Below are 12,327 nucleotides of genomic sequence, written 5' to 3'. Positions count from 1 at the left end.
TTCCTTCTAGGGCGTGGGGGACCTCGGTGGGGTGTCTGTCCTGCGCTCTCACCCCACAAAGACAAGAAGGGGGGGGGGAGAGGGGGGGGGGGGGGGGGCCGCCCCCCCCCCCCCCCCCCCCCCACTCCTCTTCCTTTGTGTTGTCCGTCGGCCGGCGGGCCGGCGGCTCTCAGTCCTCGATCGCCTGGTAGACGGTGGTCCAGAAGTCGTGGATCAGCCGCGCCGCGTTCGGGGCGGACATGCCGACCTGGGTGAGCAGGACGCCGGTGAGCCCGTACTCCGGGTCGGCGTAGGTGGAGGTGCCGCTGCCGCCGTCCCAGCCGAACTGGCCGACGGGCGCGTAGTCGCCGCGGTAGGTGCGCACGGCCATGCCGAAGCCCCAGCCGCCGTGCTGCCCCTGGCCGAAGGACAGGTGGACGTTCTCGAGGGCCATCGCCGTGCGGGCGGCGTTCTGCTCGGGCGTGAGACGGTTGCCGGTCATCAGCTCGACGGCGGGTCGGGAGAGGATCCGCTCGCCCCCGTGCAGCCCGTGGTTCAGCAGCATCCGGAAGTAGGCGTGGTAGTCGTCGGCGGTGGAGACCAGCCCGCCGCCGCCCCCGGGGAAGGCCGGAGGCTTGCTCCACCGGCCGTCCGCCGCCTCGTCCCACACGTGGAACTCCCCGGTCTGCGCGTCGGGGGCGTAGAGGGTGGGCAGGCGGTCGAGCTTGTCGGCGGGAACGTGGAAGCCGGTGTCCGCCATCCCCAGCGGCGCGAAGACGCGCTCGTGCAGGAAGGTTTCGAACGGCTGACCGGTGACCCTGGCGACGAGCACGCCGACCAGATCGCTGCCGATGTGGTACTGCCAGCGCTCGCCGGGCTGGTGCATGAGGGGGAGCGTGCCGAGGCGGCGCATCCACTCGTCGGGCTCGGGCATGGGCGTCGGCAGGTCGGGGGTCAGCCCCTGCTCGATGATGGCGTTCATGATCGGGGTGCCCAGCGCCGTGATGTCCATGCCGAGCCCGAAGGTGCAGGTCAGCACGTCCCGTACGGTGATCGGTCGCCGCGCGGGCACGGTGTCGTCCAGCGGACCGTCGATCCTCTTCAGCACGCGGCGGTCGGCGAGTTCGGGCAGCCACTGCTCCACCGGGTCGTCCAGGCGCAGTCGGCACTCGTCCAGCAGGACCATCGCCGCCGCCATCGTGACCGGCTTGGAGGTGGAGGCCATCCGGAAGATGGTGTCCCGGCGCATCGGCGCGCCACCGTCGTGGCGCATCGTCCCGAGCGCTTCGACGTGCGTCTCGTCGCCCCGGCCGACGAGGGCGACGACCCCGGGGACCGCGCCCGAGTCGACGTGCCGCGCCAGCACGTCGCGCAGCTTGCGCAGCCCGGCGTCGGTGAAGCCGCTGCTGTCCTTGCCCATGGTGGATCTCCCCCTGCGTGAGTGTTCGGGATTCGCTGAACGACGACGAAGCTACATTGCGTTCACGAATCCGTCAACGTCAGAGAGGGGCCATGTGGCCATGTCCAAAGGGGTAATCCAGCTCTTCGTTGCAATGGTCGTGACATTGAACGCAATGGCCGACAGGGGTCCTGCGTTGCAACGGGCTGTCGCCGGGCGGGAGGGGCGGGAGCGTCGCCTTCGGCGGTGCCCCCCCTTGGCTCACGGGGCGGCGGTCCGAGCCCAGGCGAACAGCGCGAGGAGCAGCACGCAGGGAGCGGGCGTGCAGAGGATCGCGCCGCCGCCCGGCCGCAGCTGGCCTTCGACCCCGCCGCGTGGAAGGTGTTCGTGTCGTTCGCGGGGACCACCGAAGTCCGACCGATCTCCTCTATCCTGCCGCCATGTTGTCCGTGGTGGTGGCCCCTTGGGCGAGCGATCCGGAGCCGGTGTTCATGCGTGCGCCGGACGAACTGCACGATGCTGCGAGCACGATGAAAGTCGCGGTGCTCGCAGCGCTCGTGCGCGGTGGGGCCGATCTCGATGCCGAGGTGCCGGTGGTGAACCGGCACCGGTCGGCCGTGGGTGGGGAGTTCGGCAACGATCCGGACTGGGACAGCGATCCGCTGCCCTGGGAGCTGCTGGGCAGCCACGTGCCGCTGCGGCTGCTCGCCGAACGGATGATCACCCACTCCTCGAACCTCGCCACCAACCTCTGCCTGGCCCGTACCACCCCCCGGGCGGTCGCCGAGGTGTGGCGTCGGGCCGGAGCCACCCGCAGCGCGAGCCCGCGCGGGATCGAGGACTACGCGGCGCGCGACGCGGGCGTGCACAACCGGGTGAGCGCCCGGGACTTGGTGCGGCTGCTGCACTCGCTCGCCGACGAGCCCGAGCTGCTCGCCCTGCTGGAGCACAACGCCTTCCGGGTGGACCTCGCCGCGGGTCTGCCGCCGGGCACCCGGATCGCGTTCAAGAACGGCTGGATCCCCGGCGCCCGGCACTGCGTCGGCCTGGTCCACCCCTACGACTGCCCGCCGTACCTGATCGCCGTCTGCTACACCGGCCCGCTCGCCTCCGGCGCGGACCGGGGCGACCCGGCGGCCCGCCTGCTGGCCCGGGTCTCGGCGGCGGTCTGGAAGCGGCGCAAGCAGATCACTCGCTGATCGCGGGGCGTTGCTCCGGCGCCACAGCAACGCCTCGCCAGGAAGGCGATGGGCCCCGCTCGTGGAGCGGGGCCCCGAGGACGGTGGCCGTCCCTAGTACGGCTTGACCAGGACGTGGGCCGCGCCCGGGATGCCGACCTTCAGCAGCTCGTCCTCCTCCGCAGTCGTCGGCGTCCCCGTCTCCTGCTTGAGGATCGCCCGGGACAGTGCCTGCACCCACAGCGCGCGCGGGCGGCGGCGCTCCTCCCACGCCGCGAGGGCCGCCGGGACGTCGTCCGCCGCGTCCAGGCTCTGGGCGAGTACGAGGGCGTCCTCGACGGCCATCGCGGCGCCCTGGGCCAGGTGCGGGGTGGAGGCGTGGGCGGCGTCGCCGGCCAGGGCGATCCGGCCGACGTGCCAGGGGTCCTCGACGGTGACCTGGGAGATGCGGGAGTAGACCACCGCCGACGGGCCGGTGACCTGGGCGAGGGCCTCGGCGATCGGGCCGCCGAAGCCGCCCAGCCGCTCCCGGAGCTGCTCGTGGGCGCGCTCCGGGTCCGGCCGGAAGTCCTCGGCCTCGGCGAACACCGAGCCGAGGTACATGAGTTCCTCGCTGATCGGGGTGAGCAGCGCCTTGGCCCTGAGGTCGCCGGTGGACATCACCACGCCCCGGACCTCGGGTGAACGGGGCAGCGTGACGCGCCAGTTGGCGAAGCCGGTGTACGCGGGGGCGTGCCGGTCTCCGTACAGGTGTCGGCGCAGCGGCGAGCCGATGCCGTCGAAGCCGACGACCAGGTCGTAGCGGCCGGCGTGCCCGTCGCCGAGGGTGACGTCCACGCCCTCGCCGTCGTCCTTCACCGACTCGATCGTCGTCCCGAAGCGGACGGCGGCGCCGGCCGCCGTGGCGGCGTCGGCGAGCACCCGGGCCAGGGCGGGGCGCGGGATGCCGTTGTTGGAGGGGGCGTCGCCCATCCGGGGCTGGGGGATCCGGGCGAGGGTGGCGCCGGCCGGGTCGCAGATGGTCAGCACCTCCCACTCGAAGCCGGCGGCCAGGCACTCCTCGAGCACGCCGATCTCGCGCATCACGTGGAGGGCGTTGGAGGGCTGGATGATGCCGACGCCGAGCGCCTCCAGCCGGTCGCGCAGCTCGGCGACCTCGACGTGGTGGCCCCGGCGGGCGAGGGCGGTGGCCAGGGTGAGGCCGCCGATGCCGCCGCCGTGGACGAGGACGCGCAGGGGTGTGGTCATGGGGGGTGACTCCGGTCCGGGGAGGGGGGTTCAGCCGACGGGGGCGACGGCGGCGAGGTCCATCAGGTGGTCGACCAGGGCGAGCAGCAGGTCCCGGCCGAAGGCGCGCTCGCGGACGTCGCCGATCAGCATCGGCACCTGCGGGTCGAGGTCGAGCGCGGCCCGGATCTCGTCCGGGGTGCGGGTGTTGTGGCTGTGGAAGCAGTTGATCGCGACCACGAAGGGGATGCCCCGGCTCTCGAAGAAGTCGATGGACGCGAAGCTGGTGTCCAGCCGCCGGGTGTCGGCGATGACGATCCCGCCGAGGGCGCCGTTGACCAGGTCGTTCCACATGAACCAGAACCGTTCCTGCCCGGGCGTGCCGAACAGGTAGACCACCAGCTCGGGGCTGACGGTGATCCGGCCGAAGTCCAGGGCGACGGTGGTGGTGTCCTTCTGGTCGATGCCGGTGAGGTCGTCCACGCCGACGCTGGCCGTGGTCAGGTACTCCTCGGTGCGCAGTGGGGCGACCTCGCTGACCGCGCCGACCAGGGTGGTCTTGCCGACGCCGAAGCCGCCGGCGATCAGGATCTTGACGGCGGCCGGGGCGGCGATCCCGTCAACGGAACGGCTGGAGTGGGGCGTTGCCATGTTCAGAGTCTCCGGAGTCCTTCGCGTACGGCCGTGAGCAGGCCGAGGTCCACGCCCCCGGCGGCGCGGGCCACCGAAAGCGGTGCCCGGGCCTTCAGCAGGCCCTGGGCGACGAGGTCGCCCAGCAGGATCTTGGTGACCGAGACCGGGAGGTCCAGGCCGGCCGACACCTCGGCGACGGCCGCCGGGCGCCGGCAGCGGTCGAGGATCAGCCGGTGCTCGGGCTGGAGGCCGCGGGCACCGGCGCGGCTGCCCCGCGCCAGGGCCGCGTCGGCCTCCTCGTCGACCGTGGTGAGCACCGTGATCAGGGTGAGGTCGTCGCGCTCGGGCGCCGTCCGGCCGCGGGTGATGGTGTACGGGCGCACCATGACGCCCGTCTCGTCCTCCGCCTCCTCGTCCTCCAGCTCGCTCCAGTGCGGCACCCGGCCGCGCGCCCAGCCGTCCCCCGGCTCGCTGTACGGGCCCACGCGGCGTCAGCCCCGGTTCCGGCTGGCGAAGACGTCGAAGGACGCGGGCGCCCCCTCGGCGCGGGCCGGGGTGGTCATCTTCTGGCCGACCTGCTGCACCAGGGTGTGCATGGCGACGGACATCACCTCGGCGTCCACCTCCTGGGAGGCGACCACGGCCAGGTGGGTGCCCTGGGCGGCCGCGATGACGAACAGCCAGCACTCGGCGAGCTCGACGATCACCTGGTGCACCGGCCCGCCGTCGAAGAGCTGGCCGACGCCGCGGGCGAGCGACTGCTGACCGGTGGCGACGGCGGCCAGGCGCTCGGCGTCGGCCCGGTCGATGGTGCGGGAGTGGCTGACCACGAGGCCGTCGTCGGAGAGCAGGACGGCGTTGCGGGTCCCGGGCACCGAGTCGACGAGTCCGTCCAGCAGCCAGTCCAGGTCCTGGTGGGTGGCGGTCGTGCGGTTCATGACTGGTCATCCGTTCGTGTGATTCGGGGTTCCGCAGCCGGCAGGGCCCAGGGGGACGGGGCGGACGCGGAGGCGGGGGGGCCGGCGGGTGTGCCGGGGGGAGCCGACGGGGCGGCGGTGGCCCGGGGCAACGGGTGTTCGCCGCTGTCCTGGGCGCGGGCGGCGCGGGACTGGCGCTGGAAGGCGCCGATGGTCGCGCCCGAGCGGCGCACCGGCCGCCCGGAGCGCTCCGGCTGGTCGGGCCGGCCCGGCCGGTGGAACGGGTCGGCGGCGGGCCCGGCGGCCTGTCCGGTGGCGGACTGCCCGGCGGCCGGATCGACCCACTGCTGGCGGGGCGGTGGCGGCACCCGCAGCTCGGCGGCCAGGCTGGCCTGGCGGACGCGCTGCGGCAGCGGAGGCTGGCCGCCCTCGACGGGGCTCACCGGCACGGCGGAGGCGTACTCCCGGCGCCGGCGCCGCTCGGCCAGCCGGTAGTGGTCGGCCGGGCGGTACTGCTCGTCGGCGTACGGAGCCTCCGCCTCGGTGACCCGGGCGTAGGCGATGTCCGGGTAGGCGGGGGTGTCCGGCGTGGGGGAGACGGCGTCCGGGGCTGGGGTGACCGGCGACGGGGCGCTCGGGAACGGGGCGCTCGGGAACGGGGCGTCGGGCGTGGGCTGGGCGCCCGGCGTCGGCGGGGCCTCGTAGGCGGGCGACGAGTCGACGGGGGAGCTGTGCTCGATCGGCTGCTCGTGCGGGAGGCCGTGCGCGTAAGGCTCCGGCCCGTCCGGCTGCTGACCGTAGGCCTGCTCCGGGAACGCCTGTCCCTGCGCGGCCTGCTCGGCGAACACCGGCTCGGCGAACACCGGCTCCGCGAACGCCGGCTCCACGACCGCCTGCCCCTGAAAGGGCGGTGCGACGTGCTCGACGGACGCGAAGGTCGCCACCGACCCGACGGAGTCCACCGGTGCGACCGGCGGCCCCACCGGCAGCGCGGGCTGCGGCGCCTCGTCGGAGGCGGAGCGCAGCGCCCGGCGGGAGCGCCGGACGAGCGGGATCGGCTCGACGGGGGCGGCGTCCGGCAGCCCGGTGTCGCCGTCGATGACCAGCTCGTCCGGGACGAGCACGACCACCCGGGTGCCGCCGAAGGCCGAGGGCCGGAACTCGATCTTCAGCCCGGTCAGCGCGGCGAGCCGTGCGACCACGAAGAAGCCGAGCCGGATGTCGTCGGCCCGGGCCAGCACGTCGGTGCGCGGCGGCCGGCTCATCAGCTCGTTGGCCGCGTCGTACTGCTCCGGGTCCATGCCCAGGCCCCGGTCCTCGATCTCGACCGCGAGCCCGCGCCCGACCATGGCGGCCCGGACCTCCACCGGGGTGGGCGGCTTGGAGAAGGTGGTGGCGTTCTCCATCAGCTCGGCCAGCACGTGCGCGACCGGCCCGACGGCCCGCTCGGAGAGCCACGGGTGGCCCTCGACGTCGATCATGATCCGGCGGTAGTCCTGCACCTCGCCCTGGGCGGAGCGCAGCACGTCGAGCAGCGGGACGGGCTTGCGCCAGCGCCGCTGCGGCTGGCCGCCCGCCATGATGACGAGGTTCTCCTCGTAGCGGCGCAGGCGGGCGGTGAGGTGGTCGAGGTCGAACAGGCCCTCCAGGACCTCCGGGTCCTCGTGCCGGCGCTCCAGCTCGTCCAGCTTGCGCAGCTGGCGGCCGATCAGCAGCTGGGTGCGGCGGGCGATGCGCTGGAGCAGCCGTTCGAAGCCGCGGTGCTGCTCCGCCTGCCGGACGGCGGCCGCCAGGGCGGCGGCGCGGGCCAGGTTGAGCGACTGGCCGAGCCGGGCGAGCTCGTCGGTGCCGTTGCCGTGGGGCCCGGTGGTGACGGCGCGGGTCTCGGCCTCGACGTCGACCTGCTCGCCGCGGCCGAGGCGGTCGACCACCTCGGGCAGGGTGCGCTCCATCTCCTCGGCCTGGGTCTGCACCTCCTTGATCCGGCGGCGCAGCGAGCGGCTGATCCGCCAGGAGGCGATGACGACGGCGACGACGGCGATCAGGCCGACGACGGTGGTCAGCACGACCCGGGTGAGCAGGTCCAGGATGGTGCCCTTGCCGACCTCGACGATGGCGCTGGTGCGGGTCTCGATCGCCTTGACCAGCTGTGGATTGAGCTGGTCGACGGCCTGGCGCCACTGGTCCTGGGCGGCCGGCAGTCGGACGGCGCCGTTGGCGTCGGCGGCGGTGGGCTTGGTGAGCTGCTGCTCGACGGCGGCCTTGGCCTGCCAGGCCGGACCGTTCATCAGGTCGTGCCAGGGGCCGGCCTCGCCGTCCGGGACGTACGGGACGACCTGGACGGTGAACAGGTGGTCCTGGGCCCCGATCAGCTGCTGGACCTGCTGGTAGTCGGCGGTGCTGAGGCGCCCGGCGGGCCAGCCGCGGGCCAGGATCGCGTCCTCGCGGGCCAGCATCTCCTTGGCCCAGAAGGAGTTGACCAGGGTTTTGGACACCCAGGTGACCTCGCCGGCGTCGACGTGGCTGAGCGCCGTGAACAGCCGCAGGTCGACGGCGATCAGGTCGGTGTAGTAGGCGAAGACCGTCTGCTGGTCGACCGAGCCGCGGTCGACCGCGGCTCGCTGCTCGGCGAGCTTGCCCATGGCCTGGCGGGCTTCGGCGACGGCGGTGCGGACGTCGTCCGGGGCGTGGTCGGCGGTCTCGCCGGACAGCGTCTGGAACTGGCGCACCGCGTCGTCGGTCAACTGCCGTTGGTGGCGCAGCTGGTCGGTGTTGGAGCCGGGCCGGGCGAGCGCCTCGGCGCTGAGCCGGCGCTCCTCCTGGAGGTTGTAGTAGACGATGTTCGACGGCTGGCCGGCCTTCTGGGCCAGCATCCCCTGGGCGGCCTGGCGCTGGAAGTCGAAGACGGTCTCACCGCTGGTCACCGCCCACAGGGTGACCAGGGCGAGGCTGGGGACGACGGCCAGGACGAGCAGCGCCGTCCGCAGGGACAGGCGTGGCCGCCTGCGGGGGGCCTTCGGCGTCGGGGGTCGCCGATTCGCACGCGCGCGCAGAGCAGACTCCTAGGGGCTGGCGGCCGGCCGATGAGGCACGGGCCGTCCGGGCACGGGCTTTTTGACGAAGCGATACTAGTCATACCGTGTGATTGGAGTGAATGCCCGTTCGCTGCCTGGGCGGTGCTTGTGCACCGACTCGACACAATGTCACCCGCGTGTTGACCGTTCGGGTTCGAAGCGGCCCGGGTCAGTGGCGCTTGACACACTGTCAACGTCGCGCGCGTCCGGTGGATGGCCGAGAGGTGAAGACTGTGTGACGCCCCCTCCGGAAGGCTCGACCGCCCGGGCCGTGCGCCCCGGCTCGCGCTACCGGGCGCCGAGCAGCCGGGAGCGGGTCGCCTCCAGCTCCGTCGCCAGCGCCCGCCCGGCCGTCTCCGGATCGCCGTCGTGCAGCGCCCGCACCAGCCGCTCGTGCGAGGCGTATCCGTGGCTCGGATCCTCGTCGCGCAGACCGAACAGGCCGACCAGGGCCACCAGATGGTCCCGCAGCACGGGGGCGAACTGGGCGAACAGGTCATCCAGGACGGGGTTGTGGGCGGCGGCCACGATCGCCGTGTGCAGCGCGATGTCCGCGGCCACGAAGCCGGCGTCGTCCGCCCCGCCCGCCGCGAGCCGCGCCGCGAGCGCGGCGTCCACCGCGGTCAGGTCCGCCGCCGTCCGGCGCTCGGCCGCCAGCCGGGCCGCCTGCACCTCGACCATCGTGCGCACCTCGTAGACGTGCGCCAGCTCCGCGGCGCGCAGTCGGGCGGCCCAGTCCCCGGCGGTCGGGCGGTCGGCCGTCACGAACACCCCCGAGCCCTGGCGGCTGTGCACCATCCCGGCCGCGGCGAGGGTGCGCAGCGCCTCCCGGACGGTCGAGCGGCCCACGCCCAAGTCCTTGGCGAGCGCCACCTCGCCGGGCAGTTTGCCGCCGACCGGCCACTCGCCGGCCCTGATGCGCTCCTCGAGCCGGGTGGCGGCCTGTTCGGCGAGGGGGGAGGGGCGGAGCGGGGGCATCATCGTCACCTGTCAGGTTGTCTGAGGACTTCGGTCGTGGTTACTCTACCCGGCATGCAGCGGTGGAGCCTTCTCCTTCTTGGCGGCCGCAGCGGGGCGTGACCGGACCGGCACCCCGCTGCGGGGCGTCGTCCTGCCGGTCGCCGGTATCTCCCAGTCGAGGACACCCCATGCGATCACCCATGCGCTCCGCCGTGCACGCCCCCGCCGGGCCAGTCCCGGCCGACGCCCCCGCCTGGAACCCCCAGCGCGGCGGCGCCATGCCCTCCCACCGCTACCGCCCCGCCCACGAGCGGGTCCACGTCCCCGCCCTGCTGCGCCGCTGGCCCGGCCGGCGGATCGAGCGGGCGCCCCTGTGGGTGCCGGTCGACCTGCGCGACGGCAACCAGGCGCTCGCCGAGCCGATGGACCCGGCGCGCAAGCAGCGGATGTTCGACCTGTTCCTGGCCATGGGCTTCAAGGAGATCGAGGTCGGCTACCCCTCCGCCAGCCGGACCGACTTCGACTTCGTCCGGCAACTCGCCACCACCCCCGGAGCCGTACCCGAGGACGTCACGGTGGTCGTCTTCACCGCCGCCCGGGCCGACCTCATCGACCGTACCTTCGAGGCCGTCGAGGGCATGTCGCGCGTCGTCGTCCACCTCTACACCGCGACCGCGCCGCTGTGGCGGGAGGTCGTCCTGGGCAAGGAACGCGACGAACTGCGGGCGCTGATCACGGCGGCCGCGGAGCGGATGGCCCGGCTGGGCGAGGGGCGCGAGGGCGTACGGTTCCAGTTCTCGCCCGAGGTGTTCAACCTGACCGAGCCGGACTACGTCCTGGAGGTCTGCAACGGACTGACCGAGCTGTGGGACGCCGCGCCCGACCGGCCCGTCATCCACAACCTGCCCGCGACGGTCGAGATCGCCACCCCGAACGTGTACGCCGACCAGATCGAGTACATGGACCGGTACCTGGAGCGGCGCGACTCGGTGATCCTCTCCGTCCACCCGCACAACGACCGCGGAACGGGCGTGGCCTGCGCGGAACTTGCGGTGCTGGCGGGCGCGCAACGGGTGGAGGGCTGCCTGTTCGGCAACGGCGAGCGGACCGGCAACGTCGACCTGGTGACGCTGGCGCTCAACCTGCACACCCAGGGAGTGGACCCGATGCTCGACCTGTCCGACATCGACGGGATCCGGCGCACCGTCGAACACTGCAACCGGCTGCCGGTGCACGAGCGGCACCCGTACGCCGGGGACCTGGTGCACACCGCCTTCTCGGGCACCCACCAGGACGCCATCAAGAAGGGCTTCGCGCACCACGCCCGCACCGCCGCCGCGTCGGGAGTCCCCGAGCGGGAGGCGCCCTGGTCGGTGCCCTACCTGCCGATCGACCCGGCGGACCTCGGGCGCGACTACGAGGCGGTGATCCGGGTCAACAGCCAGTCGGGCAAGGGCGGCATCGCCTACCTGCTGCAGTCGGGCGAGGGGCTGGAGCTGCCGCGACGCCTGCAGATCGACTTCGCGCGGGTCGTGCAGGAGGCGACCGACGGCAGCGGGCGGGAGATGACGGCGCAGGAGCTCTACGGCCTGTTCCGGGCGGAGTACCTGGCGGCCGGGCACGCCTCCTGGGACTGGCGGGTCGGCGAGGACTGGGCGGAGGTGAACGGCCGTCGGGGCACCGGCGCCGGGCCGGTGGACGCCGTGGCGGACGCCGTCGGGGCGGAGATCCTCTCCTTCAGCCAGCACAAGGCCGGAAGCAGCCCGGACGCCGTCGCCTACGTCGAGGCGCGGATCGGCGGCGCGGTGGTGTGGGGGGCCGGGCGGGACGCCTCGGTGCTCACGGCGGGCGTGCGGGCGGTGCTGAGCGCGGCCGGTCGGGCTGCGGCTGGGCGGGCTGCCGCCGGGCGGGTTGGCGCCGGGCGGGCCGGCGCCGGTGGCGTCGGCGCACGAAAGGCATGATGGGGCGATGACTTCCTCCCTCCCTGCCCGAAGCCTCGCGGTCGCCGAGGCGCTGGCGGCGGCCGGTGTCTCTGGTGAGATCGTCGTCCTGCCCGACTCCGCCCGGACGGCCGCCGAGGCCGCGGCCGCACTCGGGTGCGAGGTCGGCGCGATCGCCAACAGCCTGGTGTTCCAGTGCGACGGCGAACCGCTGCTGGTGATGACCAGCGGCGCGCACCGGGTCGACACCGCCTACCTGGCCGCCCGGTTGAAGGCCGACGCGATCACCCGGGCCTCCGCCGCCGAGGTCCGCGCGGCCACCGGCCAGGCCATCGGCGGCGTCGCCCCCACCGGCCACCCGGCCCCGCTGCGCACGGTCGTCGACACCGCGCTCCAGCAGTACCCCGTGCTGTGGGCGGCCGCCGGGCACCCCCACACCGTCGTGCCGATGACGTACGACGAACTCCTCCGCGTGACGGCCGGCACCCCCAGCGCGGTGACACCGCCGACCTGATCCCGACCGGGGGCGGTGGAGATTGCTCTAGACCAATTTGGTCCAGACCATTGACGGCCTGGAGGGCCTGAGCCAAGATCGTGCGCGCCGCCGGGAACGGGAGTCGACACCGGCCCGGCGTGGTCCCTGGCACAGCGAGCAAGGGAACGTGAGAGCAATGCGCAACATCGTCAAGACCGCCGCCGCCGTCGCCCTCGGCGGAGCGCTCGCCGTCGGCGTCTCCGGGCAGGCCTTCGCGGCCGGCGGCCCGGCCAAGCTGGCCGGCAAGGGCTGCCCGTCCTCCTACTCCAACAACGCCGACGGCGGCACCTACATCCAGACGCTGACCAAGAAGTTCGTCGCCCCCAACGGCTTCCAGTACGGCGACTACAGCGTCGTCTTCTACAACTCGGCGGGCATCAAGTCCACCCTTCCCGTCCACGAGTACCGCTGCTACTGAGCCCGCGGCGGCACCGAGCGCGGCGCGCCCCGGGACCGGTCCGACCGGTCCCGGGGCACGGCTCCTG

General features: G+C 73.7%; 11 protein-coding genes. 4 read left to right on the top strand and 7 right to left on the bottom strand.

Annotated elements, in window-relative coordinates:
* Positions 1 to 169: 169 nt before the first annotated feature.
* Positions 170 to 1,399, bottom strand: coding sequence for a serine hydrolase domain-containing protein (locus ACZ4WV_RS22560; protein ID WP_465749409.1), 1,230 nt, complete (start codon positions 1,397 to 1,399; stop codon positions 170 to 172).
* A gap of 419 nt (positions 1,400 to 1,818) precedes the next feature.
* Between ACZ4WV_RS22560 and ACZ4WV_RS22555 the strand changes: the two genes are divergently transcribed.
* Positions 1,819 to 2,577 (top strand): serine hydrolase, encoded by a 759-nt coding sequence (locus ACZ4WV_RS22555; protein WP_465749407.1) that lies wholly within the window; start codon positions 1,819 to 1,821, stop codon positions 2,575 to 2,577.
* Positions 2,578 to 2,670: 93 nt separating this feature from the next.
* Here ACZ4WV_RS22555 and ACZ4WV_RS22550 read toward each other — a convergent pair whose 3' ends face one another.
* From ACZ4WV_RS22550 to ACZ4WV_RS22525, 6 genes are all read right to left on the bottom strand, one after another.
* A complete protein-coding gene (locus ACZ4WV_RS22550; protein WP_465749405.1) occupies positions 2,671 to 3,804 on the bottom strand; it encodes an FAD-dependent monooxygenase in 1,134 nt (377 codons plus the stop codon).
* Between the two features lie 30 nt (positions 3,805 to 3,834).
* Positions 3,835 to 4,434 (bottom strand): GTP-binding protein, encoded by a 600-nt coding sequence (locus ACZ4WV_RS22545; protein ID WP_465749403.1) that lies wholly within the window; start codon positions 4,432 to 4,434, stop codon positions 3,835 to 3,837.
* Between the two features lie 2 nt (positions 4,435 to 4,436).
* Positions 4,437 to 4,901: a DUF742 domain-containing protein gene (locus ACZ4WV_RS22540; protein WP_465749402.1), complete on the bottom strand. Its 465-nt coding sequence runs from the start codon at positions 4,899 to 4,901 to the stop codon at positions 4,437 to 4,439.
* Between the two features lie 6 nt (positions 4,902 to 4,907).
* Entirely contained in the window at positions 4,908 to 5,354 is a 447-nt protein-coding gene (locus ACZ4WV_RS22535; protein ID WP_465749400.1) for a roadblock/LC7 domain-containing protein, read from the bottom strand.
* Positions 5,351 to 8,257: a sensor histidine kinase gene (locus tag ACZ4WV_RS22530; protein WP_465749398.1), complete on the bottom strand. Its 2,907-nt coding sequence runs from the start codon at positions 8,255 to 8,257 to the stop codon at positions 5,351 to 5,353. Before ACZ4WV_RS22530 ends, ACZ4WV_RS22535 begins: the two co-directional genes overlap by 4 nt.
* A 438-nt stretch (positions 8,258 to 8,695) precedes the next feature.
* Positions 8,696 to 9,388: a FadR/GntR family transcriptional regulator gene (locus ACZ4WV_RS22525; protein WP_465749421.1), complete on the bottom strand. Its 693-nt coding sequence runs from the start codon at positions 9,386 to 9,388 to the stop codon at positions 8,696 to 8,698.
* A 167-nt stretch (positions 9,389 to 9,555) separates the two neighbouring features.
* Between ACZ4WV_RS22525 and ACZ4WV_RS22520 the strand changes: the two genes are divergently transcribed.
* The 3 genes from ACZ4WV_RS22520 to ACZ4WV_RS22510 all read left to right on the top strand — a co-directional run bounded on the left by ACZ4WV_RS22520 (position 9,556) and on the right by ACZ4WV_RS22510 (position 12,260).
* The gene (locus ACZ4WV_RS22520) at positions 9,556 to 11,328 is read left to right on the top strand and encodes a 2-isopropylmalate synthase (protein ID WP_465749396.1); all 1,773 of its coding nucleotides are present in this window, start codon (positions 9,556 to 9,558) and stop codon (positions 11,326 to 11,328) included.
* Between the two features lie 7 nt (positions 11,329 to 11,335).
* Positions 11,336 to 11,821: a YbaK/EbsC family protein gene (locus ACZ4WV_RS22515; protein WP_465749394.1), complete on the top strand. Its 486-nt coding sequence runs from the start codon at positions 11,336 to 11,338 to the stop codon at positions 11,819 to 11,821.
* A 157-nt stretch (positions 11,822 to 11,978) separates the two neighbouring features.
* Complete coding sequence (locus tag ACZ4WV_RS22510; protein ID WP_465749392.1) at positions 11,979 to 12,260, top strand: hypothetical protein; 282 nt, start codon at positions 11,979 to 11,981, stop codon at positions 12,258 to 12,260.
* Positions 12,261 to 12,327 lie beyond the last annotated feature (67 nt).

The organism is Kitasatospora sp. NPDC029312, from assembly GCF_055569215.1.
Note: the sequence above shows the minus strand (reverse complement) of the source record. Positions and strands in the feature narration are given on the sequence as shown.

What these genes read in the sequence shown, in the direction of transcription:
- ACZ4WV_RS22555 (WP_465749407.1), top strand. Translation starts at nt 1,819, where the DNA reads ATGTTGTCCGTGGTGGTGGCCCCTTGGGCGAGCGATCCGGAGCCGGTG.
- ACZ4WV_RS22545 (WP_465749403.1), bottom strand. Translation starts at nt 4,434, where the DNA reads ATGGCAACGCCCCACTCCAGCCGTTCCGTTGACGGGATCGCCGCCCCG.
- ACZ4WV_RS22525 (WP_465749421.1), bottom strand. Translation starts at nt 9,388, where the DNA reads ATGATGCCCCCGCTCCGCCCCTCCCCCCTCGCCGAACAGGCCGCCACC.
- ACZ4WV_RS22560 (WP_465749409.1), bottom strand. Translation starts at nt 1,399, where the DNA reads ATGGGCAAGGACAGCAGCGGCTTCACCGACGCCGGGCTGCGCAAGCTG.
- ACZ4WV_RS22520 (WP_465749396.1), top strand. Translation starts at nt 9,556, where the DNA reads ATGCGATCACCCATGCGCTCCGCCGTGCACGCCCCCGCCGGGCCAGTC.
- ACZ4WV_RS22515 (WP_465749394.1), top strand. Translation starts at nt 11,336, where the DNA reads ATGACTTCCTCCCTCCCTGCCCGAAGCCTCGCGGTCGCCGAGGCGCTG.
- ACZ4WV_RS22510 (WP_465749392.1), top strand. Translation starts at nt 11,979, where the DNA reads ATGCGCAACATCGTCAAGACCGCCGCCGCCGTCGCCCTCGGCGGAGCG.
- ACZ4WV_RS22550 (WP_465749405.1), bottom strand. Translation starts at nt 3,804, where the DNA reads ATGACCACACCCCTGCGCGTCCTCGTCCACGGCGGCGGCATCGGCGGC.
- ACZ4WV_RS22535 (WP_465749400.1), bottom strand. Translation starts at nt 5,354, where the DNA reads ATGAACCGCACGACCGCCACCCACCAGGACCTGGACTGGCTGCTGGAC.